Consider the following 26494-nt stretch of genomic DNA (forward strand, 5'->3'; position numbering starts at 1 on the left):
GTACCTTTTACAGTTCCAAATAGATCGTATTAATTTTTAAAATCAACCCAAGTAGTATTTCATACTTGAGTTGATAAGCCACCCTATGAAAAAGGCGACATCTTAGGGAATTAAATAAGGTTTCCTCCGAAAAACCCTACATATGTTCCCACCCCTCTACGGAAAATAGCCCCCCGTTGAACTATAGGATATTAAATTTATAGTATTAATTTATTGTTTACTTAACTAATTATAAAATAGATGAATATAAAAGATAATGTTTTGTGTATTTGAGTTTTAAAACTTCATTAAAGATTATCAAGTATAATTTGCCTATATTTGAATTAGTTCGATACACAAATATACAACTTTTTTATTGTATTACAACTTTTTTGTTGTTTTTTTAACTATGGATATAAGAATTCAAAAATCTATTGAAGTAATAAATTTTATTATTAAGGACTTGAACTTTGAAAACCCAAAACAGTTTTCAGAAGCATTAGGTTTTGAAAGACCTGAACGGATATATAAAATTCTTAGAGGTAATGCTTCTATCAGTAGAAATCTAGCTTCAATAATTAATAGTAAATACCCTCAGTATACTAAAGAGTGGTTGTTAACAGGTACTAAAGAAAAGTTAGACGATATTTATTACGAAAAAGATGGTGTGAAGTTTTTTATTAATGAAATAATAAATTTTGTTGCAGAAGAAGAGGAGGAATTTATGAAAAGAAAAATTTTTTCGAATATTATCGAAGTTAGAGTTGCTAAAAAATTAGCTGAGATTACTGCTACAAAAGAATCTTTATTAGCTTATTTAGGTAAGGAATAAGTTAGATTCTATAAAACCTATTTGAACTAAATTTTTTAAAGATTTATTTTTAAGCTCCTTAATTGTTATTTCCTGTTTTTTTATAATAGTTAATTGATTTTCTTTATCTTTTAGATTTATTTGATTTGTTTTTTCTAAACGACTAATTATTTCTTTTTTCTTTTTATTATTTCCCATTTTTTGAAATTTTATCTAATAATTCCCATTTTTCATTTTCTTTATCTTCTTTAGTGTTGTTTAAAACATGAGAAACTAAATTTCTATTATTTTCTAATAATTTTTCTTCAATAGTAAAGACTCTTCTTATAAAATGATATAAAAAGTATGATAAAGGGATTAGTATAACTACTAATGAAACTAAATAAAAATCAATACTAAAATCATAGTTTTTTTTGAAGATGGTATGGTATAGCCAAAAAAGAGAAATTAAGATAAAAACAATACTCGAATAAGGTTCATACCATTTTAATAAACCTGCTTTATACAATCTATAATCTTTCAGTGAAGAAAAAATAGTAATAATGAACATAAGTAAAAATACACCAAAAACCCAAAACCAGTAATGTTTACTATTTCGTCCATTGAAACTAAAATCATGTGCTAAAGCTTTTCTTTCTTTACTGATTTTTTTAAAATCACTAATTCTTTGTTTTTTATTATATTCTTTAATTTTAAAATACTTCTCTTTACTGATAGAATTATTTTTAAAAAGATTGTCATGGGTAAGCTCTTTTTCTTCCCAGTTTTTTTTTAGTTGTGATCTCTTTTTGTTTAATTGAATAATTAATGGGTTTTCTTCGGCTTTAGTGAATAAGCGATGAGCAAAGGAAGCTGTTACTCCTATAACTAAAAAAATAACAGCTAATATCCCTGTAAATTTATTTTTAACCTTCTCCGTCGTCGTCTGGGTCTGTATCTTTAATTGTTCCGTCGTCTGACGGGTCAACGAGTGTTTCATTTTCTATCCTTTCTTGTAATTCTTTAGATTGATCGATACAACCAGTTAATAAAATTGCGCAAAAACACATTACTAAAATAAATACTGCTTTTTTCATTTTTAACTCTATTTAAAATTAATACTAGAGTAAATATAATGCAGTAATTTTTTAGTTTTTTGATAAAATCTTATTAACGAAATTTTTTAAATTTTAGAATTAAACGAGAAATAAACCAAGGTACGGTTTTAGAGGTGTTATTTAATATATTATTCATTATTGATTTATTTCGGGGTTAATTCTAAATATCATTACAATATTTAAGTTGCTAATATAAATAAAATCTTAGTTAGTAATAACTTTAAAGTTAAATTGATGTAAATCTAATTCATTTAATCTTTCTAATTATGTTTCACAAAATTTGTTTTATTCTAACACTTTAAATCAATGTTTTAAATAGTCTAAAATTTCTTCGTCGGTAATTATATTTTTTTCTTTGACTTGCATTTCTGGAGGAAGTCTATTTATGTATTTAATTTCAGGGACTTCATAATCATAGCCCATTAATAAATTATATAGTGATTTAGATAATTTTATACAATTCTCTATACTATCTCTAAAATCTAAAGCAAAAAACATTTCTAATTTAGTGCCTTTTAAATGAGAGTTATCTTTCTTCTTTCCTAACTCTAGTATTCTATTTGGTTTTTTTTCATATAGTGATTTGTGAAGACTATTTATTTTTTCGTAGCTATTAATTAATTGTATTGCAACTTCGTTCAAAGAACCACTTATAAAATCATTTTTATTGTTATCATATTCTAGGAAAAAACCAGTCCTATAAAGAGTTTCAAGTCTACTAGTAACTAAAGGTTTAATTTGTAAACACGAAATATAAAAACTACCAAAACTTAAATATTGGTCATTTGAAAAGGTGAAATTTGGATTATCAAAATCAAAATCAAAATTATCCCAAAGTTTTTTGGATAGAAAGGCTATTGGGTAAATAGCACCTTCATTTTTAGAACAAATTTTCTTTAAATTATTTTTAATATCATTGATTGCAATAAATCTATTTTGTTTATAATTCAAGTCCAATTTGCTACCTAATTCAATTCTAAGAACGTCTACAATATCTTTAAATGTATCAAATGAATGAAGCCAGTTGTTTTCTGGAAGTTTACCTTCTTTCATTTCTTTAACACGTCTAACTTCATTAATAAAATTAAAAAGTATTTTTTCTTTTTCATTTAAAAGATTATCAACTAAAGATTTATCAATTTCAGTATTATTTTTTAGTTCTTTTATTTTTGATTTTAGTTGATTAAAATTTGTCCAAGTATCTTTTCTTATAAGATTTATAATTTTAATTTTTCCTAATTTTCTTCTGTTGTAAGCATGCTGATATTCTTTTTGAGTTATAGTTGTGTTTTTATCAAACATTCCACCAGTTCTGTCTCCAATTATTAATATGAAATAATCGGAATTATCTATAGCTTTGAGGCAAGCTTCATAAGAATTCGCGTCAACAGGCTTATCAAAATCATTAAAATCAGATGCATTAACGATATAGTTATTTTGTTCAAGCCACCATTTAATAGAAGATCTTAAATCTGACATATCATAAATAGTAGATGAAATAAAGAAAACAGGTTTAGACATTTATTTAGTTTTTTGGGATTAAGCACAACGGTTTTGTGCAAGTATCAGTTGTAGGAAATTAGACAAGTATTTTCTGCTATTCAAACTAATTTAATAAATAGTTGTAAAATTCTTATTAGAAATATCCATTGTTATTGAGTTTACAATGTCTTATTGTATAAAGTGCTTTTTATTTAGTTAAAGATCAACTTATAAAATCTATCGGTCAATTCTTTGATCATCTTGTCAGGTAATTTATTTACTAAATTTTCATCTACTTGGATTTTTAATTCTGTTGGAGAATCAATTCCTGTCGATTCAATTATTATTTCATATGGACTTCCAAATTCTGTATTTTTATATTTAAAAGTCAAAAAATCATTTTCAAGTTCACTATCAGTTAATGTATAAAAAACTTCTTTTTCATAAAAATTGTCGGTCATGTTATTTCCTAAAGAGAGCTTTCCAGCATTATAATTTTCTGTAAGTATTTGAATCAATTCTAATGTTAGGCTTTCTGCTAAATTAGAAAATCTACTTATTCTTTCATCTGTTCCAAATGGTGTACCCATATTACGTTTCTAGGTATATTATGTTAGTGGCTCTATAGTTAGTAAGGGAAAAAATACGTGGTTAATTTCCGATTAAGCAACTAGCCAAAACTTTAATTTAATTTTTCATTTTAAAAGCCAAATCAAAAGGTTTAATAGACTAAACTTAGTAAATGATAATAGCTATTATTATGCTCCATTATTTTCCGAACCCTTTAAAGGCTTTATTTAATTCATTCTCTACTTGTTTATTTATCTCAGAGGACATTTTATTAATGAGTTTAGTTTTAAACTCCTCACAACAACAAGAAATATCTATTGAATCTCTCTTTGGTGTTGCTTTTGGTTTTTCATTGTGTTTTGTACATATTTCTTTTTCAAGACTTATTGCTATTTTTCTTAAATCCATTTTCTTTATATATTATTATAATGGTTTATGTTATTTGATTGATTTTTAAATCATGGAAATGGTCAATCTTACTTTTTAAAAAATACTTGGGAATAAAATAACTTAAGATTAATGTTACTAATGTCGAGATTATAAATTCACATAGAAAGTGAATTTCCATTAACTTCATTTCTTTCAGTTTTTCCAATAATAAAACACTCCATACAATCGAAATAACAAATGAAAATAAAATTGCAATTTTTGATGTTGAAATATTAGCTCCACTAATTGGGTTTAAATAATTGTTTTGAGTTTTTTTATTTGCAAATACTGAATAAACACGTTCTTTCTTTTTAAGTTTTAATGTATTCTTTTCACAGTCGTTAACAAGTGTTATAAAATTTATATTCCAAAAATAATAACCTTTACTTGACCAATACCAAAAAAGAGAAGTAATATATCCAAGTGTTATCAAAATTAACTTTTCTGTACTCATATTTGCGTTAGAAGCAATAGTATAATAGCCAACAAATAAAGCACCATTAGCAACATAAAAATATGTCATCCATTTGTTGAAATTATCATAATGAAAATTTCTTGCATTTATCAAGAATTGATATCTTTCTTTTCGAGTAAGTTTTTTACTGTCGGGGGCTATATTATTCATTCAAGTATGAACTTCACAACACACTGATATAAGTATTGTAATTATTTTAATTCTAGTGTTTATCCAAATATACTAGGAAATATAAGAAAAACTATAACGAAATTAATTTATCTGTATTTAAAAAGTGATTCGCTTTATTTAGAATTATAAAGTTTATATGTTTTTTCAATTTTAGAAGTAATATCCTTATATTAAAAACTCATTCTAGTTAAATTTAGGTGCATGCTTTAGATTTTTTTATCTTTGTTTAAAAGTTTTTTCTAAAATTTTATATAAAATCCACACTTTTACCCGAATTCTTACCCTTTAAAATTTAGAACACTATAAATCAAACACATAAATAAGTGAAAAATCACCCATTTCGGGTGATTTTTTTATTTAAACTTCAAATATCTTTAGTTTTTAAAAAGTGCAAAGATAGTTTCAGAAACTCTTTTCTTCTATTCGCAAACAATAATCTGGTTTAAAATTATTTACCTATTGTTTTAGCACAATTAAATATTTATAAAAATTTTAACAAAAAAAATAATTTTACCATAAAAAAACTGATGTTTTGGTTTTAAAAATATTTTTTTAACATTTTTAACTAAAAAAATGCACTATTTTTATTGATTCAAAATTCATCAAATCAAAAGCTAAATGAAGAAATTGCTACTATTGACATTTTTTTTCGTCATCAGTTTTTCAGCGTTGTGCCAAAACAATAGTCAGAGTCTATTTTATACTTCTTTTGACAATACTATTGGACAAAGTAATACTCCTTTGAGTTATGGTACCATTTTTAAAGAAACCTATAGAAAAAGGTTTAAGGATAACCATAACTTCTTTTTAAATAATCAATTTAACAAAGGAGATATTCTTTATAGAGGTGAGCCATACTATAATGTACAACTTAAATACGATATTGTAGATGATTTTGTAGTGTTAAAAATTACAAATCAAAAACAAGCAATCTCCATAGTACCTGATAAAGAGCTTATAAAAACTTTTCGAATAGGAAACTTTAAATTCGTTAACACAAATACTGAATTAGGTTTTCTTGAAGAAGTTGCCCTACAAGATAATTTTACAGTTTATAAAAAGCATCAGAAAACTAGTAAAGAAAATAATGATAGAGATTATAGATATCATACTTTTAAGAAAAAGAAAGAAGAATACTTACTCTTTTATCAAAAGAAATATTATTCAATAAATTCTAAAAGAGATTTTACTAAAATTTTCCCTAATCAGAAAAAAACTATAACAAAGTTCTTTAAAACAAATCGCTTTTTACTGAAAAACGATTATAAAAATTTTGTTGTAAAATTAATGAAACAACTTCAAGCTTAATCTAAAAAGAATGAAATTAGCTATAAAAAAAATAATACTGATACTTGTATTAGTATTTAATTTAATCCCTGCTTTTTCTCAGGAAAAAAATGAAAAAATCTCAGTAGAGATTAATAACTTAAACAAAAAACAGATTATTGATTTACTTGAAAAGAAAACAAATTATCGTTTCTACTTTCTTGAAAATTGGCTGGATGATAGTACCGTAACGTTCAATTTTAATAATGCTACAATTCAGCAAATACTTGATACTGTTTTAAGTGGTAGTAAAATAAATTATTATGTTTTGAATGATCGTAATATTGTTTTAACTAATGGAAACTTAATTAAAACAAGTATCTATGATAATAATTCTACAGAATCAGACGACGCTCCTGTATTAGTTGATTCCAATAGAGGTTCTAATAATGGAATTATAAAAATTGGAAAAGAAGAAAAGAACAAGCAAGATCAATATACTTTAACAGGTGTTATTACAAACGATAAAAATGGAGAACCTATGGAAGGTGTTACTGTTTTTGAAAGGACTAAAAACATTTATACTACTACAAATAGTAAAGGTTTTTATCGTTTAAAACTTCCTTATGGAGCAAATACTTTAGAAACTTCTTTTGTTGGTTTTGATACGCAATCTGAAGATCTAATTATGTATAACAATGGTAAGTTAAACTTTTCTATTAATGAAAAATCTGAGCAATTAGACGAAATTGTTATTGACGCTAACAGAACAAGAAATGTTCGTCAGACTATAGCGGGTATTAGTCAAATTAAAGCACAAGAAATAAAGAAAATTCCTTTAGTTCTAGGAGAAAGAGATATCTTAAAAGTAGCAATTACTTTACCATCTATTAAATCTGCTGGAGAAGGTTCTGAAGGAGTAAATGTTCGTGGTGGTAAAGTAGATCAGAATTTATTCTTATTAGACAATGGTGTTATCTACAATCCAAGCCACTTTTTAGGTCTGTTCTCAGCAATTAACCCATTTACTACAAACAGCTTAAAAGTATATACTGGTAATATTCCATCTGAATATGGAGGTAGACTTTCTTCTGTTTTTGATATTAAAACGCACGATCCTAATACTAAGAAATTTGCTGGGGAAGCTTCTGTAGGACCTGTAACAGGTAATGTAAATGTTGACATTCCTATTGTTAAAGATAAATCTGGATTAATTTTAGGGGTAAGAAGTACCTATTCTGATTGGATTTTAGGACTTGTTGACAATAAAGATATAGAAAATAGTAGTGTTTCTTTTTTCGATGTGATTGCAAAGTATAAGCACACGTTTAATGATAATAATTCATTAAAAGCTACAGGTTATTTTAGTCAAGACCAATATCAAATTGCTTCAGATACTATTAATAAATATGGAAACACAATGGTTTCTTTGAATTGGGAACACCGTTTTAATGATAAAAACTGGGGTAATTTAGTATTATCAAATAGTAGATATTCTTTTGATATTGATTTTGCAAGTGATGATACAAATAAAGGGTTCAACTTAAAATACCGTATTAATGAAACGGGTTTAAAAGTTAAAATGAAATATGATTATTCTGATACTCATAAATTTGATTATGGTTTAGAATCTAAATTATATAGTATTAATCCTGGAAATATAGATCCTAATGGTGCTAACTCTACTGTAGTTCCATTAGCTATTCCTGAAGAAAGAGCTTTGGAAAGCGGATTGTTTATTTCAGATGAAATTACTGTTAGTAAAAAACTAAACTTCAACGTGGGACTACGTTTTAATCAATATTTAGCCTTAGGTCCTTCTAGCCAAAGAGTATATCAAGATGGTGCTCCTAAAAATGAAACTACTTTAGTAAATACAGTAGAATATGGCAATAACGAGATTTTTAAAACCTATCATGGATTAAGTTATCGTTTTGCCACTAGATATTCATTAAATAATACTTTGTCTTTAAAAGCTAGTTTCAACAAGTCTTTTCAATACATACACCGTTTAAACAATAATACTACTGCAACTCCTGTAGATACATGGAGACTTTCAGATTCTAATATAAAACCTCAAGAAGGAACACAAATATCTTTAGGGGCTTTTAAAAACATTAATGGTAACGATTATGAAATTAGTTTAGAAGGGTATTATAAACAATATCAGAATTTACTTGATTATAAAATTGGAGCTAATTTATTGTTAAATGAAAATATTGAAACAGAAATTCTACAAGGGAAAGGGAAGTCCTACGGAGTAGAGTTTTTAGTTAAAAAGAACAAAGGAAAATTAAATGGTTGGGTTGGATATAGTTATTCTAGATCCTTAATTCAGTTAAATAGTATGTTTGAAGAAGAAACCGTTAATAATGGTGAATTCTTCCCAACAAATTACGACAAACCTCACGATTTTAATGCTGTTTTAAATTACAAATTCACAGAAAGGTATAGTTTTTCTGCTAACTTTACTTATCAAACAGGTAGACCTATTACCTACCCTACAGGAAAATTCATTTTCCAAGGAGCTGAGTTTTTAACTTACAGTAATCGTAATCAATTTAGAATTCCAGATTATTATCGTTTAGATGTTGGAATCAATATTGAAGGAAATCACAAGATTAAAAAATTTGCACATAGTTTCTGGAACATTTCTGTTTATAATGTCTTAGGAAGAAACAATCCATATTCTGTTTTCTTCCAAACAAATGCAGATGGAAATGTTGAAGGATACCAAAGTTCAATTTTTTCTGTGCCAATCCCTACTATAACGTATAACTTTAAGTTTTAAAAAAGTATGGCAAAGTTTAAGAAATACACATATTTAATACTCTTACTAATTATTGCCAGTAGCTGTATAGAAACCTTTGAATTTAAAACAGCTTCCTTCGATGCTAATTTAGTTGTTCGCGCTATAATTACAAACGAATTAAAACAGCATACTGTAGAATTATCTAGAACAATTCCTATAGATTCTACTAAGCTTGACCCTGAAAGAAACGCAATTGTTTCAATAACAAATGACGCTGGAGAAATGTATAACTTTCAAGAAACTCAAGATGGTATATACACCTCTAACGTTGATTTTGCAATACTACCAAATATTGCATATACTCTAAACATAGAAACTCAAGACGGAAATACATATAATTCTACACCAGAAACACTTCCTAAGACATCTACAATTCAAGACCTAGAGGTAAGTGTTCAAGAAAATGATATTGATCAAATTAAAGAAGTTGTTATTAAAGCAAATAGCAATACTTCTGGAAATGAAGGACAATATTATCGATATGCTTACGAAGAAACTTTTAAAGTCAAAACAGCAGTTTGGAGTCCAAAAAAATTAGTCATATTATCTAATACTCCTCCATACTCTTTTGAATTAGTAGACAAAGACCCTAATATTGACGGTATAGGTTTTTGTTATGGTACCTTAAACTCTAAAAATATCCTACTAACTGAGACGCTAACACTTGCACAAGATCAAATTATAGGTTTTCCTATAAGAAAAATACCTATCGATAATTATATCGTTGGCATTAGATACTCTATACTTGTAAAACAATATGTTATCAATCAGAATACTTATGATTTTTATACTTTACTAAATACATTTTCTAATCCTGATAATATATTTTCTCAAACTCAAGTTGGTAATATACCTAGTAATATTAGTTCTACCACTAACCCTACTGAAGATAAAGTCATTGGTTTTTTTGAAGTTTCTTCAATAGCTACAGAAAGAATATTTTTTAATAGAAATGAAATAGCTGATACTTTTACTGGATTTAATAACTATGTTTCTTTGGCAGATTGTACTGAAAGACCAAATCCTTTTATAACAGGACCTTTTGGAAACTCCCCCCTTCTAGACCTTCTACTTAATGGTTGGATATATCAAAGTCCTCCGGATACCCCTATAATACCTCCAGAAAGACCTTATGCTTTAACAGTTAAACCTTGTGGAGACTGTACACATATTGGCGCACCAATCCCTCCAAGTTTTTGGGTTGAATAAAAACGTAAATTAAATATATAAATAAAAGTGAAACACATTAAAGTCTACATATTACTTATAATTATAACTATTACTAGTTGTGTTGAAACTTTTGACTTTAAAACAGTTACTTTCGATACAAATTTGGTAGTACGTGCTGTTTTGACTGATGAATTAAAACAACATACGATAGAATTATCTAGGACAATTCCTATAGACTCTACTAAACTCGATCCTGAAAAAAATGCTATTGTATCTATAACAGATGATTTGGGTACTATATATAATTTTCAAGAAACAAATAATGGAATTTACACTTCCAATATAGATTTTGCTGCACAACCTAACCGTTTATACACGTTACATATTCAAACAGTGAACGGAAGTACTTATAATTCAACCAACGAAGTATTACCTAAACTTTCTTCAATAGAAAAGATTGATTTTAATATTGAAGAAAATCAAATTAGTCAAAATCAAGAATTAGCTATTAAGGTAACCAGTAATGCCTCAGAAGATGAAGGAAAATATTATCGCTATGAATATGAAGAAACATTTAAAGTAAAAACTCCTATTTGGAGTCTCAGAAAAATAGTAACTCTATCTAATGTTCCTCCCTATTCTTTTGATTTAGTTTATAAAGATCCTAATATAGATGGAATAGGTTTTTGTTATGGCACCTTAAATTCTAAAAATATTCGACTAACAGAGACACAAACACTTGCACAAGATCAAGTTATAGGTTTTCCTATAAGAAAAATACCTATAAATAATTATATCATTGGTATTAGATACTCTATACTTGTAAAACAATATGTTATCAATCAGAATACTTATGATTTTTATACTTTACTAAATACGTTTTCTAATCCTGACAATATATTTTCTCAAACTCAAGTTGGTAATATTCCTAGCAATATTTCTTCTACTACCAATCCTATAGAAGATAAGGTTATTGGCTTTTTTGAAGTCTCTTCTGTTTCTGAAAAAAGAACCTTTATAAGTAGATCTGAAATAACCGATTTACCTTTTGATAACTATGTTTTATTAGCTTTTTGTGAAGAAAGACCTAATCCTGAAATAGTGGACGTTTTTGGTAATTCTCCTTTATTAGATTTGCTACTTAATGGATGGATTTATCATAGCCCTCCTCAAAGCCCTATACCTCCACCTAACAGACCTTATACATTAACTGTTAAACCATGCGGGGACTGTACACATATAGGCCCAATAACACCTCCAAGTTTTTGGGTTGAATAAAAACGAAAATTAAATATATAAATAAAAGTGAAACATATTGAAGTATACATATTACTTATAATTATCTCCACAACCATTACTAGTTGCGTTGAAACTTTTGACTTTAAAACAGTTAGCTTCAATACAAATTTAGTAGTACGTGCTGTTTTGACTAATGAATTAAAACAGCAAACTGTGGAATTATCTAGAACTATTCCTATAGATTCTACTGACTTAAAACCTGAAAAAAATGCTATCGTATCCATAACAGATGATTTAGGTACTATATATAATTTTCAAGAAACAAATGATGGTATTTATACTTCTAACATAGATTTTGAAGCGCAACCTAATAGATTGTATACATTAAATATCCAAACAGAAAACGGAAATACATATAACTCAACTTCCGAAACACTTCCTCCCCCTTCTACTATTGAAAATATTGAAGTAAATGTAGAAGATAATGAAATAGATCAAATTCAAGAAGTTGTTATTAAAACAAACAGTTCTATTTCAGGAGATAAGGGTAAATATTACCGTTATGAATATGCTGAAACATTTAAGGTGAAAACCCCAATTTGGAGTCCTAAAAAAATAGTAATCCTATCTGACGTTCTTCCTTATGCTTTTGATTTAGTTGATAAAACTCCTGAAGTTGATGGCATAGGTTTTTGTTATGGTACTTTAAATTCTAAAAACATTCTATTAACAGAAACAGTTACACTTGCTCAAGACCAAGTTGTAGGATTTACTGTTAGAAAAATACCTTTAAACAGCTACATTGTAGGTAGAAGATATTCAATATTAGTAAAACAATATGTAATCAACAAAAGTACTTTTGACTTTTACACTCTTTTAAATACCTTTTCAAATCCGGATGATATTTTTTCTCAAACTCAAGTAGGAAATATCCCTAGTAATATAACTTCAAATACAAATCCTATCGAAGATAAAGTTATAGGCTTTTTTGAAGTTTCATCTATAGCTACAAAAAGAATATTTTTTAATAGAAGCGAAGTAACAAGTGCTCCCTTTTTAAATTATTTATTTGCTGGTAATTGCGTAGAAAGACCAAATCCAGAAATAGTAACCTCTTTTGGCACTTCTCCTCTATTAGACTATTTAAAAAATGGTTATATCTATCAAGGAGCTCCTGACACCCCTATAATACCACCAAACAGACCGTATGCTTTAACCATAAAACCCTGTGGAGATTGTACGCATATAGGCCCTGTAAAACCACCAAATTTTTGGATTGAATAAATAAGTATAAATTAAACAAAATATAGTGAAACACCTTAAATTTTACACATATATATTAATAATAATTCTTCTACAAAGTTGTATTGAACCATTTGATTTTACAAGTACAGCAGTTGATAAAAATCTAGTTGTAAGGGCTATATTAACTAATGAACTTAAGAATCATACGATAGAATTATCCAATACAATTCCAATAGATAGTACTGAAGCAGTACCAGAAGAAAATGCAACTATTACTATTACAGATAATTTAGGAAACATATACAATTTTAACGATACAGGCTCAGGTGTATATATTTCTACTGTTCAATTTGCTGCAGTTCCAAATACATCCTATACATTAAATATTCAAACTCAAGATGGTCGAGCATATAGTTCTACACCAGAGACATTACCTCAAGCATCTCAAATTGATGATATTACCGCAACTGTAGAGAATAATAATTTAAATGTACCTATTATTTCTTTTAAAGCAAGTGGTAAGGGAAATAATCCTGAAGGTAGCTATTATCGTTATGAATATGATGAAACATATAAAATAAAAACTGAAACATGGAGTTCTAAAAAAATTAATGTAATTTCAGCAACTTCACCATATCAATTTGAATTAGTAGAAAAAGACCCAGATATATACGGTATTGGTTTTTGTTATCCGACTCAAAAGTCTAAAAAGATCTTATTAACTGAAACAAAAACTTTGTCTTCAGATGAAGTATCGAATTTTACCGTTAGAGAGATTCCACAAGATAGTTATTTAGTTGGGATTAGATACTCTATACTTTTAAGACAATATGTCTTGAATAGAAATACCTACGAATTTTATACGCTATTAAATACTTTCTCAGATCCTAACGATATTTTCTCGCAAACTCAAGTAGGTAATATTGCTAGTAATATTAGTTCTAACTCAGCTCCTAATGAAGATAGGGTAATTGGCTTTTTTGATGTATCTTCTGTTGTTTCTAAAAGAGTTTTTTTTAATAGGGCAGATATTACCACAACTGGCTTCATAAATTATCTGGGGTTAGGAACTTGTAACGATTTTCCTCAACCATTCGTAGAATTTTTTGGCACATCCCCTTTATTAGACTTATTAAATACTAACTATATTTTCCATAGTCAACCTCCAACAGGAATAGGTTCTCCTCCAGCTGGTCCTTATATGTTAGTATTAAGACCTTGCGGAGATTGTTCACATTTAGGCTCAGTTAAACAACCAAGTTTTTGGATAGATTAAAAATAACACAATGAAAAGAATATTATTAACACTAGCTTTTTCCATTTCAATAACAGGAATAGCACAATCTAATTCGCCATTAACAGCTAACTTTAATAAGTTACCTCAAGAGAGTATTTATGCACATACTAACAATGATTTTTTACTTACTGGTGAAACCTTATACTATAAAATATATTGTTTTGATACCAATAAGAACTTTTCAGATTACAGTAAGGTAGCCTATATAGAACTCATAAATTCTGATAATGTTTCTGTATTGAAACAAAAAGTAAATCTAAAAGATGGAAATGGAAACGGCGATTTCTTTATCAATACAGATGTTAAAACTGGTACTTATAAACTAGCTGCATACACACAATGGATGCAGAACAAACAAGCTTTTTTTGAGAAAAATATTTTCATTGTAAACCCTTTCTCAGACAAGTTAAAAAGTACTGTTGAAGGAAAAAGTAATTCATCAGTTTCTTCTACTATACCTTCGGTAAACAACACATCTATTAATTTATTTAACGGTTTACAATCATCTTATGGAACAAGACAAAAAATTACTTTAGATTTTATAAATAATTTAAATTTTGATGGTAAAATTTCTATATCTGTTAAACAAAAAAGCAACTTAAACTTACCTTCTGGAACAAATGGAAAAGAAGTTAGCACTTCTAATTTGGTAAATAAATCTAATATTTATTTACCTGAATTAAGAGGATCTATTATTCAAGGAACAGTAACTTCGAAAACTGAAGGTACTAAAATTCCTAATGTATTACTGTCTTTATCTCTAAAAGGAAATCACGATTACTTACCACAAACAGCCTTAACAAACGATGCTGGAGAGTTTTATTTCAATATGCTAGACGTAGATGTAGATAAAATTTCTATTCAAATATTAGATAAAGAAAGAGAGAACTATGATATTCAATTAAAAGAAAAGGGTATCGTAAAAACAAATTTTGATGATTTTCCTGAAATGACGGTAGATCAAAAAACAATTGACGTTATTAAAAATAGAAGTATTTATTCTCAAATAGAAAATGCTTTTTACACTGTTAAAAAAGACTCTATATTAAAAACATCTAAAAAAGACCCTTTATTTAATCAAATTAAAAAAACATATGTTTTAGATGATTATAAAAGGTTCAAAACAGTAAGAGAAACATTTATTGAAGTTATTGAAGGAGCTGGATTTGTTAAACGAAATGATAGTTATAAAATCAGTATTACTGATTCTGATGCTTCAGAAACTTTAAATTACCTTCCTTCTTTACTAATTATTGATGGGCATATTGTATATGATCATAATGATTTAATTGGTTATAATTCAAGAAAAATTAAATCGATCTCTGTTGTTAGTGATAAATACTATTACGGAAATGCAATTTATCAAGGGATTATTATTGTAGATACTTTTAAAAAGGACTTTATTGCCAACACAAAAGGTACGAAAGACTTTACAATTCAACCTGTACAACCAGAAAAATTATATTTCTTTCAACAACACGAAACAAATAATCAAAGAATACCTGATTATAGAACGCAATTATACTGGAATCCAAATTTAAATCTAACTCAAAAACAACTTAGTTTTTATACTTCAGATGTTACAGGAGAATTTGAAATAGATGCACAAGGCTTTACTAAAGACGGAAAATTTGTGTCAGTCAAAAAAACATTTACTGTAAACTAAACAATCAAAAAACAAGAATTAATTTTCTTGTTTTTTTTTGTTTACATTTATGCAATGAATTTTTTAGCTCATCTATACCTCTCCCCTAACAATCCTCAAATTATCATTGGTAATTTTATTGCAGATCATGTAAAAGGAAACAAATTCAAACACCTTCCTGAAAATGTGCAAAAAGGGATTCACTTACACAGAGCTATAGATACTTTCACAGATACAAATGCTATTGTTCGTACAAGTAAACGTCGATTACATGAACGTTATGGACATTATGGAGGTGTAATTATTGATATTTTTTATGATCATTTTTTAGCTAAAAACTGGAAAAATTATTCACAAATTCCGTTAGATATTTTTACTAAAGGAGTTTATCAATTACTACAAAAAAACACAAACATTCTACCAGAGAAAACATTAGAACTACTCCCTTATATGGTACAGTATAATTGGTTATACAATTATCAATACAAAGATGGTATTCGAGATGTTTTAAATGGTATGAATAGAAGAACTAAAGGAAAATCTAAAATGAACTTAGCTATTGAAGATTTAAATCTTTATTATACAGATTTACAAAAAGATTTTCAAGCTTTTATGTTACAACTAATGGATTTTACCACTACTGAGATTCAAAAATTATGAGACGACTTTTTTTATTATTTACAATTATTTCTTTTACTCTTTTTAATTGCAATAAAAAACCTGAAATAGGTTTAATCACTGACAAAGCAATGGTGGTTTCTGCAAGAGAAGAAGCTTCTAAAATTGGAGTTGAAATTCTTAAAAAAGGCGGTAATGCTTTCGATGCAATGGCTGCTACAGAATTAGCTTTGGCTGTTGCATATCCATATGCTGGTAATATAGGTGGTGGCGGTTTTATGGTTTATAGAAAAAATAACGGAGAAATTGGCGCATTAGATTACAGAGAAAAAGCTCCTTTGGCAGCAACTAAAGATATGTATTTAGATTCTTTAGGAAATGTAATTAAAGGTAAAAGTACGATTGGTGCAATGGCTGTTGGAGTTCCTGGCACTGTTGCTGGTGTTTTTGAAACACATAAAAGATTTGGAACACTTCCTATGGAAGAAATTATACAGCCTGTAATTAACTTAGCCTTAAAAGGAGTTATTGTAACTCAAAAACAACAAGAACGTTTAGAAAAGCATGCTCCAAATTTTAGAAAAGCGAATTTAGAAACTATTCTACTAGATAATAACTGGAAAAAAGGAGATACTATAAAATATAACGCATTAGCTGCTACTTTAACTAGAATTAAAGAACATGGTCGTGATGAATTCTATAAAGGAGAAACTGCTAAAGTTTTAGCTGAATTTATCCAAAATAATGGAGGAATTATTACTGTAGAGGATTTAGCGAAATATGAAGCAAAATGGAGAACTCCTGTTATTTTTAATTACGATGATTTAAAAATTATTTCTATGGCACCTCCTTCTAGTGGTGGAGTTTGTTTAGCAGAGATTATGAATGCTATTGAACCTTACGATCTCGATAAATATGGCCATAACTCATTAAAATCTATCCAAGTTATTACAGAAGCAGAACGTAGAGCTTACGCTGACAGAAGTCATTTTTTAGGTGACCCTGATTTTGTTGAAATTCCATTAAATACATTAATAAGTAAAGAATATGCTACATCAAATATGAATAATTTCTCTTTTGAAAAACCAACTTCTTCTAGCACTATTTCTCATGGTAATGTTAGTTTTTCTGAAAGTAATGAAACCACACACTACTCTATCGTGGATCAGTTTGGAAATGCTGTTTCTGTAACTACAACAATAAATGGTGCTTATGGCTCTAAATTATACTGTCCAGAACTAGGTTTCTTTTTAAATAATGAAATGGATGACTTTAGCAGTAAACCAGGAACTCCTAATATGTTTGGTTTAATTGGTGCAGAAGCTAATAAAATTGAGCCTCAAAAAAGAATGTTAAGTTCTATGACCCCAACTATTGTAGAAAAAGATGGAAAGTTATTTATGGTTGTAGGAACTCCTGGAGGATCAACAATTATTACCTCAGTTCTACAAACCATTTTAAATGTTCATGAATATAATATGGGTATGCAAGAGGCTGTAAATCAGCCTAGATTTCACCACCAATGGCTACCTGATAATATTAAAATGGAACCAAAAGGTTTTTCAAAAGAAGTAAAAGGTCAATTAAAAGTATTAGGATACGTTTTAGATGAAACAAACTCTCCTGTGATTGGTAAAGTTGATGCTATTTTAGTTTTACCTGACGGAAAACTAGAAGGTGGTGCAGATCATCGTGGAGACGATACTGCGGTTGGTTTTTAATTTGTAACAAAAACTTATAAAATGCTACTAATATAAAAAACTTGAAAACTATGATTTTAACAACCACTAATTCTATTGAAGGACATAAAATAATTGAATACAAAGGAATTGTAACTGGTATTTCATATAACTCTACTTATGATTACAAAGGGAAAAATATTTCTTTTAGTGATTTATTCAATACAAAGAAACGCTTCGAAGCTTATGAAGTTGGTATAGAAAATATTAAAGAAGGAGCATTTCAAAAATTACAAGAAAATGCTGTAGCATTAAATGCAGATGCTGTCGTAGGCATAAAAGTAGATATTGAAACTATTGCTAACTCAACCATTTTGCTTGTATCTGTTACGGGTACTGCAGTCAAAATTTCTCTTTAATAATTATGCAATTAAAAATATTGCTGAAAATTTTATAAAAGTAATACCGACTCGCCGTAACATCTTTTTTTACCAATCGTCTATGTAATAAGTTCTGTATTTAAACTAGAACAAACAATTGCATTATTAACCTCTTATTGAAAAAACTATGTTAAAGACTGGAAAGAAAATCTTTTATGTGCTCTGGGGATTCTTACTCCTATATGTTTTATACTGTTATTTAAAGAACCCAGAAATACTTTCTGCTAACTATATAAAAAGTTTCATTAGTTCTTATAAAGGACACATATTAACCGTATATATAATTATTTCCTTAGTAAGAGGCTTTTTTTTAATACCTAGTACTCCTTTTGTTATTGCTGGCGCATTACTTTTTCCAGATAACTTATTACTAGTATTATTAATTTCTATGGCTGGAATTATGCTATCTGCTACAGCCCTTTACTATTTTTCAGATATCTTAGGTTTTAGTGAATACTTAGAAAAGAAATATCCTTCTAAAGTAAAAAAATGGGAAAACAAATTACAAAGCTCTAGAGCTACCTTTTTAGTTTTAGGATGGTCTTTCTTCCCCCTGGTTCCAACCGATATTATTTGTTATGTTGCTGGAATCGTAAAAATGCCTTACAAATATATGTTTTTAGGTGTGTTTTTAGGAGAATTAATCTTAACCTCTTTCTATATTTACTCTGGTACAACAGTAAATCTTTAAAAGATATCTCACTCAACTAATCCAATTACTAGCAGACTTTTAACAAAATATAAATAAAACTTCTTTAACATATCCTTCACTAATTTTAAGATTCCTTTTAGCTAGATTTGTTATACTTCATCAACCAAATAATACTTTTATGAAAAAAACATTATTCGTTGTTGGGTCCCTCTTAATAACAGCAATAAGTTATGCACAAGGCACCCGATTATTAAGACAACCTACATTATCAGATAACACAGTAGTTTTTGTACATGCAAATGACCTTTGGAAAGCTCCAGTAAATGGTGGAAATGCCATTCGGTTAACCAGCCACGAAGGATCAGAATCAAATCCGCATTTTTCAAAAGACGGAAAAATGGTCGCTTTTACGGCCCAATACGATGGAAATACTGATGTATATGTCGTTCCTATTGAAGGAGGAGAACCTAAAAGGTTGACATTCCATCCTAGCAGAGATGTTGTACAAGGCTGGACACCTGATAATAAAATTATTTTTAGATCAGGCAGAGCTGCAAGACCAACACAAACTAATAAATTTTATACTGTTTCAGTAGATGGTGGTTTACCAGAGACTGTTGAAATTCCTAGAGCTGCTTATGGAGAAATCTCTGAAGATGGAAAATATATTGCCTACACTCCTATTACTGGTTGGGATGCAGAATGGAGAAATTATAGAGGTGGACAAGCAATGCCTATTTGGATTGTAAATTTAAAAACTAAGGAATTAATTCGTACTCCTCAAAAAGACCAGGAAAGACATTTAGATCCAGTATGGTATAATGGAAAAGTATATTACATTTCCGAAAGAGATTACGCTAGTAACATTTGGTCTTACGACCTCAATACCAAGCAGGAAAAACAAATTACATTTCATAAGAAGTTTGATGTAAAAAGTTTAGATGCGAATAAAAATGGAATTGTATATGAGCAAGGAGGGTTTATTCACTTCTTAAATCCTAACACAGGAAAAACTACACAAATTCCTATTACTGTTGAAGGAGATTTGAATTATTCAAGGCCTAGATGGATTGATATTTCTGCCAGAAATCTATCCAATCCTAATGTATCTCCTAAAGGTAAAAGAGCTATTTTCGAATCTAGAGGAGAAATTTTTACAGTACCTAAAGAAAATGGGACTTGGAGAAATATTACCAATTCTCCTGGTGTAGCAGATCGCGCTCCAGTATGGTCTCCTAAAGGTGATAAAATAGCATGGTTTTCAGATAAAAACGGAGAATACGAACTTGTGATTGCTAAACAAGATGGTTCAGATCAAACATTTATTGCTATACCAAATCCTACTTTTTATTTCAGACCTGATTGGTCTCCAAACGGTGAATATATTTCTTATACTGATACCGATTTCAATATTTGGGTGCTGAATTTAAAAACAAAAAAAGCAGAGAAAATAGCAACTGATAGTTATGCGCATCCTAACAGAAGTATGAACCCAAAATGGTCTCCAGATAGTGATTGGATTGCTTATGCAAAACAAAATAGGAGTCATTTCAAATCTATTTTTGCATATCAAATCAGCACTAAAAAAACAGTTCAAATAACAGATCCTATTGCAGATGCAATCAGTCCTGTTTGGGATGCTTCTGGAAAATATATTTATACATTAGCTAGTACTAATTATGGACTTCAATCTGGTTGGTTAGATATGAGTTCTTACGATCCTAATATAACAAGAAGTTTGTACGCAATTGTATTAAACTCTAAAGGAAAAGCTCCTAACCTACCAAAAACTGACGAAGAGGAAATAACAAAAGAAGAAGCTGCAGGTTCCAAAAATAAAAAAGGTAAAAAGTCAGATAAAAAAGACAAAAAGGATACTAAGAAAAAAGCTACTGATATAAAAGTAGTTATTGATGCTAAAGGTATTTTCGACAGAGCAATTGCTTTAAAGTTACCGCCTCGAAACTATACTGGTTTATTAAAAGCTCCTAAAAATAAAGTGTTTGTATTTGAAGCTGTCCCTAATGCAAGAGGACTGAAATTACTTTCATACGATGTTACCAAACAAAAAGCAACAGATTTTGCCAAAGGTGTATTTGGTGCCGTAGTATCTGAAGATCGTAATTCTATTTTACTTTATAAAGGTGGAGGCTGGAGTTTGGTTGGTACTAAAACTCCTCCAAAAGGACCTAAAGGAAAATTAAAAATAGATATTAAATTAAAAGTAGATCCAAAAGCTGAAGCACATCAAATCTTTAAAGAAGGATGGCGTTTTATGCGTGATTTCTTATATGTAGACAATGTACATGGAGCTCCTTGGAAAGAAGTGTACGAATGGTATTCTCCATGGATAAACGATGTAAGACACAGAACTGATTTAAATTACGTAGTAGATATTATGAGTGGTGAAGTTGCTGTTGGACACTCGTATGTATCTGGTGGTGATAATCCTAGAATTAAATTTGTTCCTGTAGGACTTTTAGGTGCTGATTTTGAAATCGACAACGGAAAATATCGTTTCAAAAAAATATATAAAGGAGAACGTTGGAATCCGAATATTAAAGCTCCTTTAGGCTTACCTGGCATAGATGTAAACGAAGGTGATTATTTATTAGAAGTGAATGGTGTTCCATTAACAGCAGACGAAAACGTATATCAATTGTTGGAACAAACTGCTGGAAGAGAAATTTATATTAAAGTAAATGACAAACCTTCAACAAAAGATGCCAAAACTATTTTAGTTCAACCTATACCAAGTGAAAGAGCTTTAAGAACTGTAGATTGGGTGGAAGGAAACAGAAGAAAAGTAGATAAATTGTCTAATGGCAAATTGGCATATGTATATGTTCCTAATACATCTGGACAAGGATTCAATTCTTTCAATCGTTATTATTTCTCTCAACAAGACAAAAAAGGAGCTATTATAGACGAGCGTAATAACGGTGGTGGTTCTGCTGCAGATTATATGATTGATATTATGTCTAGGGAAGTAATGGGATACTTTAATAGTAAAGCGAATGATAGACGTCCTTGGACAACTCCAATGGCAGGTATTTGGGGTCCAAAAGTAATGCTGATTAATGAACGATCTGGTTCTGGTGGAGATCTTTTACCATATATGTTCAAGTTTAAAAATTTAGGACCTTTAGTTGGAACCAGAACTTGGGGAGGTTTAGTTGGAACTTGGGATACACCTCGTTTTATTGATGGTGGACGCATGGTTGCTCCTCGTGGTGGATTCTTTGATATTAATGGTGAATGGGCTGTAGAAGGTGAAGGTGTTGCTCCAGACATTGAAGTTATTCAAGATCCTAAAAATGTATTACAAGGAAAAGATCCACAATTAGAAAAAGCTGTAGAAGAAGGTTTACGTTTATTAAAAACGAAAGAGTTTAAAATGAAACCTGAACCTAAAGCTCCTATTCGTTCTAAACGTCCAAAAGGATTTAGAAATGAATAAAACATAATATAAAAAGCAAAAACGAAGTTCTTATTGAGCTTCGTTTTTTATTTAATCTATTACTTGATCTTACTATTAAGATTTAGATAATTGTTTTTCTAGATTGAAATAAGTTCTTACTATCCTCACTATATTTTAGCTTTATCTTCATTAGCTCTTCATAATTGTGCACAAAATAATTTTTAGTAGGTATCGAACTATCTTTAAAACTAATAAAAGATCCGTCGGTTTCATTAATTTTAAAATCGCGACATTCTTCCATCCAATCTAAAGCCCTATTTACATGAAATCGAGTTGGTACAATTTTTTCAGTTGTATGTGTATCCATAGTACAAAGCTTTTCTTCATTTTCTGTTGGCATATCCCACCATGTTTGATACTGAATTGTAAAAGGTCTTGTTTGATAAGGAAAAGCACAACTTAATGCAGACAATTCTTTAGCTTCCTTTGTAGCATAAAAGTCTCCATTTATTGCTCCCAGCGTTATATAAGAAGAAATATTACTCTCTTTCAAATCATATAACAGTGTAGATTGTAAAGAACAAACTAATTGTTTCCTACTCATATCTTCATCCTCCCAATTTTCGGTTGGCATTCTTGATGTTATTTTATGCGGTGCAGGACAATCGGTTTCTAAAGTCAACCCATGTTCTTTTGCTGTTACAGAATATCGATCCCAATTTTCAAAGGTAAATGGGTATCCACCATTAGTTACTCCTTTTACATACGATTGAATGTAAGTACTATTAACAGCTTCATCAAATTTCTTTTTAAGCCCTTCTTCTACATCATTTATCATCTTTTGTTTTTCTCTTTTGGAGAAAACAGGATCTTTTTCAATCATCTCAACAACATACTTTCCCCAAGAAAGCATCATTTCTTTTAGCTCTGTACGATTACCTCCAAAATGCCCATTTAAAGTCCATTCTAATATCGCTTCTTCAGATATATCAAGTTCACTTTTAACTGGTTTAGCTAATACTTTTAAATTAGTTCCTATTAAATTCGGATTTCTTTCTGGTTTAATAATTTCTTCCCAAGCTTTAATAACAATATGTGCTTTTATTTTATCAAAAACAGGAAGCATATCATTCGAAATATGAAAGCTAAATGCTATGTTTGGCAACTCAAAAGGCTCAAAGAAAAACTCAGTTACAATACCATAACTTAAACCTCCACCTCCTCTAATTGCCCACAACAATTTGCTATCATATCCCTCAGTGTTTTCTTTATTCGCTTTATCTTTATTATAAAAGGCACTTGTTCCTAAATATTTTATGGTTCCATCTCCTAGCACAATGGTTGCTCCTTTTAAACGTTCGCATCCCATTCCATATTTTCTAGTCCATGGTCCCCAGCCACCTCCCATTGTGTACCCTGCAATGGCAACACTCTGGCAAGTTCCGTGTGGTATTCCTAAACCTTTATCATCTAATACTTCTTTTATACTTCTAAATCGTGAACCTGGTTGGATGGAAATCTGTTTCATAGACTTTTTTCCTTTCTTAAAATCTGGCAAAGAAGCATTGGTTTCATTCATTTTTCCAAAATCAATCAATACTTTTCCTGTTGCAACACATTCTCCTTCATGATCGTGTCCTCCAGATTTTACGGTAATAGGAATATTTTGTTCCGTCGCATAAGCAATAGCTATAGCAACATTTTCTGTGGTACGTGGTTGAATTATTAAAGAAGGCATAAAATCGAACCGCCTATTAAATACTTGACGCAATTCATCGTAAGATTCTGTTGTTGAAGGTACGTAAAACACTGGCCTTTCTTTACAGTTTTTAAAGGCATCTTCAAACGCTATTATTTCTTCTTTCGTTAAACCATTACTAAATGGTAATCTTGTTTTTAGATTTTGGGGAGTTTCTATTTCCATTGATGTGTGAGTTAAATTGTAGTTACACTATTTTTTAGTTTTTAATAATATTATCGTTAATCCAAAATTTGATCACAATAAAATCTGTATTGGATTTACTTACACCAAAATAGTTTTTAATAGAACAGCTCTACCTTAAAATGGTCCTAAGCGTAGTTAAAATAAGAATGAGTGTTATTTAAAGTTTTATTAACTACTTACTCCTACTTTGGTATATTTTTTTGAATAATAATTAATAATTAATAATCGGTGCATGACCAGCATTAGGTACACTTTCATTTACTGCTTTTGTAACTGTATTTGGTAGTTGTTTTATAATATCAGCTACAGTTATCACATTAAAATTGAAATTTTCAAATGTTAGCAATAACTCCATCTCATGTATAGAACTTGTATTTTTAAAATAATGAGGATAACCTTGAGGTAAAAAAACAACATCATTCGCTACTAAACAAGATTCTACAAGTTTAGAGCCTATTGGATTGTTACAATTCGTATCTGGTTCAACAATTCCTACAATACCAGCCCCTCTTAAACAAATAGTAGTTTCATTTGTATCTGGATGAAAATGTGGCGTTAATAATTGATTAGGACCAATAATAATTCGTTGCATTCCAGCTGGTAAACTATCTGATGATAGTGATAATTCTGGAAAACGTGTAGTTGCTAAATTTTGTAGTGAAAGATCACTTACAAACGGGGAAATTCTTTTTGTTAACATGGTAATGTATTTTTATGTAAAGGTTAATTTGTAAGAACACATATTAGACTACATACTTAAGAATAATTAATTTTGTAGGTCAATACATGCTTTATTGAAAAGCTATGATATGCTTTCGTTAACTTTTTAGAATTTTATTGGGGATATAACAGTATATAAATAAAATAGCCTTAACACGCTACTTATCTGATCTTAAGTTACAAAACTTTTTAGATTTTTCTACAATGCCCAATCAAAAACAGGAAAATCACTCTTTCTAAGAAAATATATTTTTATAATGGTTTAATCTAACCGAGAAGCTTTAATGTTATAATTAACAAAAGAAACATAAAGTTTCTTATTTTCGTTTATAGCATTCCTTTAGGTTTTATTAAATAATGAAAACAGATTTTCTTTCACAATGTTATCCAGATTTCTCAAAAGAATTACTTTATGAAATAGAAAAATATGCTTTACAGAAAGTCTTTAAAGCCAATGAATATATTGTCAAGCAAGGAGATTTCATAAAATATCTCCCTATACTTCGTAAAGGATGTATTAAAGTATTTTGCAGCGAAGATACAATTGACTTTCTACTATATTTTATAGAACCTGGAGAATCCTGTATTTATAGTTTTGCCCATATTAATAATGAAAAGCAAGCCGAATTCTCAGCTATTGCAGAATTAGAAAGTGAATTATTACTATTACCCATAGATCGAGTAAAATTATGGATTAAAAAGTTTCCTTCTTTAAATGCCATTGTACTAAATAACTACAAAAAACATTATAGCGATTTATTAAGTACAACAAAACAAATAATTTGTTATAACCTAGAAGATCGGCTGATTGAGTACTTGAACACAAAATCAAAAATTGAGAGCTCATCAACTTTACAAATTTCTCATCAAGATATTGCTAATAATTTAGGAACTTCCAGAGAAGTTATTTCTCGTTTAATGCAAAAATTGAATGCAAAACAAATAGTTAAACAAGACGGACGAAGAATAAAAATATTATAGTAACAAATGTTACTGTTTCTCTTTTAGACCATTAATAGCTTTGTTTATAATTAAACAAAATCATTATGTCTGAAAAAACACAATTAATTCCAGGAAATACATTAATTACCAAAACTCCTGAAGAAGGAAGAGCTTTAGCTGTAAAAATGGCTCGATTAATTATTAAAATTACACAACCTGATGCTAAAGCTAGAGAAAGAATGCGTCCAACTTATGCCAATGATGCTGCTATGCTAATCGCTATAGGTCAAACTGTAGCAACAGAATTTGCTACAATAGCACAGGCTAATAATTACTGGAAATAATAAATAATGTAACAAAACATATTATAAATAGTAACGGTTTCAGCT

Annotated in this window: 24 protein-coding genes; 15 read left to right on the top strand and 9 right to left on the bottom strand. The window is 29.0% G+C overall.

Annotation, left to right across the window (positions count from 1 at the left end; genetic code table 11):
- Positions 1-388: 388 nt before the first annotated feature.
- Complete coding sequence (locus ACKTTC_RS15035) at positions 389-811, top strand: hypothetical protein (protein WP_408040669.1); 423 nt, start codon at positions 389-391, stop codon at positions 809-811.
- Here ACKTTC_RS15035 and ACKTTC_RS15040 read toward each other — a convergent pair.
- From ACKTTC_RS15040 to ACKTTC_RS15070, 7 genes are all read right to left on the bottom strand, one after another.
- Positions 797-988 (bottom strand): hypothetical protein, encoded by a 192-nt coding sequence (locus ACKTTC_RS15040; RefSeq protein ID WP_408040670.1) that lies wholly within the window; start codon positions 986-988, stop codon positions 797-799. The two genes, ACKTTC_RS15035 and ACKTTC_RS15040, sit on opposite strands and share 15 nt — an antisense overlap.
- Positions 978-1769 (bottom strand): DUF805 domain-containing protein, encoded by a 792-nt coding sequence (locus ACKTTC_RS15045; protein ID WP_408040671.1) that lies wholly within the window; start codon positions 1767-1769, stop codon positions 978-980. The genes ACKTTC_RS15040 and ACKTTC_RS15045 overlap by 11 nt, the downstream gene beginning before the upstream one ends.
- Positions 1696-1866 carry a hypothetical protein gene (locus tag ACKTTC_RS15050; RefSeq protein WP_408040672.1) on the bottom strand — a complete coding sequence of 57 codons (171 nt, stop codon included), beginning with the start codon at positions 1864-1866 and terminating at the stop codon, positions 1696-1698. Before ACKTTC_RS15050 ends, ACKTTC_RS15045 begins: the two co-directional genes overlap by 74 nt.
- Positions 1867-2190: 324 nt before the next feature.
- Entirely contained in the window at positions 2191-3408 is a 1218-nt protein-coding gene (locus ACKTTC_RS15055) for a DUF4062 domain-containing protein (protein ID WP_408040673.1), read from the bottom strand.
- A gap of 173 nt (positions 3409-3581) precedes the next feature.
- Complete coding sequence (locus ACKTTC_RS15060; protein WP_408040674.1) at positions 3582-3959, bottom strand: hypothetical protein; 378 nt, start codon at positions 3957-3959, stop codon at positions 3582-3584.
- Between the two features lie 178 nt (positions 3960-4137).
- Complete coding sequence (locus tag ACKTTC_RS15065; RefSeq protein ID WP_408040675.1) at positions 4138-4347, bottom strand: hypothetical protein; 210 nt, start codon at positions 4345-4347, stop codon at positions 4138-4140.
- Positions 4348-4372: 25 nt separating this feature from the next.
- Positions 4373-4993: a RipA family octameric membrane protein gene (locus ACKTTC_RS15070; RefSeq protein ID WP_408040676.1), complete on the bottom strand. Its 621-nt coding sequence runs from the start codon at positions 4991-4993 to the stop codon at positions 4373-4375.
- A gap of 639 nt (positions 4994-5632) precedes the next feature.
- On the opposite strand from ACKTTC_RS15070, the gene ACKTTC_RS15075 reads away from it, so the two are divergent.
- The 12 genes from ACKTTC_RS15075 (at position 5633) to ACKTTC_RS15130 (ending at position 22537) form a co-directional block, all read left to right on the top strand.
- Positions 5633-6322 (top strand): hypothetical protein, encoded by a 690-nt coding sequence (locus tag ACKTTC_RS15075; RefSeq protein WP_408040677.1) that lies wholly within the window; start codon positions 5633-5635, stop codon positions 6320-6322.
- A 10-nt stretch (positions 6323-6332) separates the two neighbouring features.
- The gene (locus ACKTTC_RS15080) at positions 6333-9071 is read left to right on the top strand and encodes a TonB-dependent receptor domain-containing protein (protein ID WP_408040678.1); all 2739 of its coding nucleotides are present in this window, start codon (positions 6333-6335) and stop codon (positions 9069-9071) included.
- 6 nt (positions 9072-9077) lie between these two features.
- A complete protein-coding gene (locus ACKTTC_RS15085; protein ID WP_408040679.1) occupies positions 9078-10301 on the top strand; it encodes a DUF4249 domain-containing protein in 1224 nt (407 codons plus the stop codon).
- Positions 10302-10328: 27 nt separating this feature from the next.
- A complete protein-coding gene (locus tag ACKTTC_RS15090; protein WP_408040680.1) occupies positions 10329-11540 on the top strand; it encodes a DUF4249 domain-containing protein in 1212 nt (403 codons plus the stop codon).
- Between the two features lie 27 nt (positions 11541-11567).
- Positions 11568-12785: a DUF4249 domain-containing protein gene (locus ACKTTC_RS15095; RefSeq protein WP_408040681.1), complete on the top strand. Its 1218-nt coding sequence runs from the start codon at positions 11568-11570 to the stop codon at positions 12783-12785.
- Positions 12786-12810: 25 nt separating this feature from the next.
- Positions 12811-14022: a DUF4249 domain-containing protein gene (locus ACKTTC_RS15100; protein ID WP_408040682.1), complete on the top strand. Its 1212-nt coding sequence runs from the start codon at positions 12811-12813 to the stop codon at positions 14020-14022.
- Positions 14023-14032: 10 nt separating this feature from the next.
- Positions 14033-15709, top strand: coding sequence for a hypothetical protein (locus ACKTTC_RS15105; protein WP_408040683.1), 1677 nt, complete (start codon positions 14033-14035; stop codon positions 15707-15709).
- Between the two features lie 54 nt (positions 15710-15763).
- Positions 15764-16348 (top strand): acyl carrier protein phosphodiesterase, encoded by a 585-nt coding sequence (locus tag ACKTTC_RS15110; RefSeq protein ID WP_408040684.1) that lies wholly within the window; start codon positions 15764-15766, stop codon positions 16346-16348.
- Positions 16345-18027 carry a gamma-glutamyltransferase gene (ggt, locus tag ACKTTC_RS15115; protein WP_408040685.1) on the top strand — a complete coding sequence of 561 codons (1683 nt, stop codon included), beginning with the start codon at positions 16345-16347 and terminating at the stop codon, positions 18025-18027. The genes ACKTTC_RS15110 and ggt overlap by 4 nt, the downstream gene beginning before the upstream one ends.
- Before the next feature lie 50 nt (positions 18028-18077).
- On the top strand, positions 18078-18404 hold the full coding sequence (locus ACKTTC_RS15120; RefSeq protein ID WP_408040686.1) for a YbjQ family protein: 327 nt from the start codon (positions 18078-18080) through the stop codon (positions 18402-18404).
- Positions 18405-18552: 148 nt separating this feature from the next.
- The gene (locus ACKTTC_RS15125; RefSeq protein ID WP_408040687.1) at positions 18553-19116 is read left to right on the top strand and encodes a TVP38/TMEM64 family protein; all 564 of its coding nucleotides are present in this window, start codon (positions 18553-18555) and stop codon (positions 19114-19116) included.
- 139 nt (positions 19117-19255) lie between these two features.
- Positions 19256-22537, top strand: coding sequence for a S41 family peptidase (locus ACKTTC_RS15130; RefSeq protein WP_408040688.1), 3282 nt, complete (start codon positions 19256-19258; stop codon positions 22535-22537).
- 82 nt (positions 22538-22619) lie between these two features.
- On the opposite strand, the gene ACKTTC_RS15135 is transcribed toward ACKTTC_RS15130, so the two are convergent.
- Both ACKTTC_RS15135 and ACKTTC_RS15140 read right to left on the bottom strand, forming a co-directional pair.
- Positions 22620-24422, bottom strand: a complete 1803-nt coding sequence (locus ACKTTC_RS15135) for an FAD-dependent oxidoreductase (protein ID WP_408040689.1) — start codon at positions 24420-24422, stop codon at positions 22620-22622.
- Positions 24423-24654: 232 nt separating this feature from the next.
- The gene (locus ACKTTC_RS15140; protein WP_408040690.1) at positions 24655-25143 is read right to left on the bottom strand and encodes a cupin domain-containing protein; all 489 of its coding nucleotides are present in this window, start codon (positions 25141-25143) and stop codon (positions 24655-24657) included.
- A gap of 377 nt (positions 25144-25520) precedes the next feature.
- Here ACKTTC_RS15140 and ACKTTC_RS15145 point away from each other — a divergent pair, with 377 nt between their 5' ends.
- Positions 25521-26144: a Crp/Fnr family transcriptional regulator gene (locus tag ACKTTC_RS15145; RefSeq protein WP_408040691.1), complete on the top strand. Its 624-nt coding sequence runs from the start codon at positions 25521-25523 to the stop codon at positions 26142-26144.
- A 65-nt stretch (positions 26145-26209) separates the two neighbouring features.
- Positions 26210-26449 (top strand): hexameric tyrosine-coordinated heme protein, encoded by a 240-nt coding sequence (locus tag ACKTTC_RS15150; protein ID WP_408040692.1) that lies wholly within the window; start codon positions 26210-26212, stop codon positions 26447-26449.
- Positions 26450-26494: the final 45 nt, after the last annotated feature.

This window comes from Tenacibaculum amylolyticum, from assembly GCF_964511145.1.
In the GTDB taxonomy this organism is placed as follows: Bacteria; Bacteroidota; Bacteroidia; order Flavobacteriales; family Flavobacteriaceae; genus Polaribacter; species Polaribacter amylolyticum.

Coding starts and splice junctions, on each gene's coding strand:
- ACKTTC_RS15035 (WP_408040669.1), top strand. CDS start 389: ATGGATATAAGAATTCAAAAATCTATTGAAGTAATAAATTTTATTATT.
- ACKTTC_RS15040 (WP_408040670.1), bottom strand. CDS start 988: ATGGGAAATAATAAAAAGAAAAAAGAAATAATTAGTCGTTTAGAAAAA.
- ACKTTC_RS15045 (WP_408040671.1), bottom strand. CDS start 1,769: ATGAAACACTCGTTGACCCGTCAGACGACGGAACAATTAAAGATACAG.
- ACKTTC_RS15050 (WP_408040672.1), bottom strand. CDS start 1,866: ATGAAAAAAGCAGTATTTATTTTAGTAATGTGTTTTTGCGCAATTTTA.
- ACKTTC_RS15055 (WP_408040673.1), bottom strand. CDS start 3,408: ATGTCTAAACCTGTTTTCTTTATTTCATCTACTATTTATGATATGTCA.
- ACKTTC_RS15060 (WP_408040674.1), bottom strand. CDS start 3,959: ATGGGTACACCATTTGGAACAGATGAAAGAATAAGTAGATTTTCTAAT.
- ACKTTC_RS15065 (WP_408040675.1), bottom strand. CDS start 4,347: ATGGATTTAAGAAAAATAGCAATAAGTCTTGAAAAAGAAATATGTACA.
- ACKTTC_RS15070 (WP_408040676.1), bottom strand. CDS start 4,993: ATGAATAATATAGCCCCCGACAGTAAAAAACTTACTCGAAAAGAAAGA.
- ACKTTC_RS15075 (WP_408040677.1), top strand. CDS start 5,633: ATGAAGAAATTGCTACTATTGACATTTTTTTTCGTCATCAGTTTTTCA.
- ACKTTC_RS15080 (WP_408040678.1), top strand. CDS start 6,333: ATGAAATTAGCTATAAAAAAAATAATACTGATACTTGTATTAGTATTT.
- ACKTTC_RS15085 (WP_408040679.1), top strand. CDS start 9,078: ATGGCAAAGTTTAAGAAATACACATATTTAATACTCTTACTAATTATT.
- ACKTTC_RS15105 (WP_408040683.1), top strand. CDS start 14,033: ATGAAAAGAATATTATTAACACTAGCTTTTTCCATTTCAATAACAGGA.
- ACKTTC_RS15110 (WP_408040684.1), top strand. CDS start 15,764: ATGAATTTTTTAGCTCATCTATACCTCTCCCCTAACAATCCTCAAATT.
- ggt (WP_408040685.1), top strand. CDS start 16,345: ATGAGACGACTTTTTTTATTATTTACAATTATTTCTTTTACTCTTTTT.
- ACKTTC_RS15120 (WP_408040686.1), top strand. CDS start 18,078: ATGATTTTAACAACCACTAATTCTATTGAAGGACATAAAATAATTGAA.
- ACKTTC_RS15125 (WP_408040687.1), top strand. CDS start 18,553: ATGTTAAAGACTGGAAAGAAAATCTTTTATGTGCTCTGGGGATTCTTA.
- ACKTTC_RS15130 (WP_408040688.1), top strand. CDS start 19,256: ATGAAAAAAACATTATTCGTTGTTGGGTCCCTCTTAATAACAGCAATA.
- ACKTTC_RS15135 (WP_408040689.1), bottom strand. CDS start 24,422: ATGGAAATAGAAACTCCCCAAAATCTAAAAACAAGATTACCATTTAGT.
- ACKTTC_RS15140 (WP_408040690.1), bottom strand. CDS start 25,143: ATGTTAACAAAAAGAATTTCCCCGTTTGTAAGTGATCTTTCACTACAA.
- ACKTTC_RS15145 (WP_408040691.1), top strand. CDS start 25,521: ATGAAAACAGATTTTCTTTCACAATGTTATCCAGATTTCTCAAAAGAA.
- ACKTTC_RS15150 (WP_408040692.1), top strand. CDS start 26,210: ATGTCTGAAAAAACACAATTAATTCCAGGAAATACATTAATTACCAAA.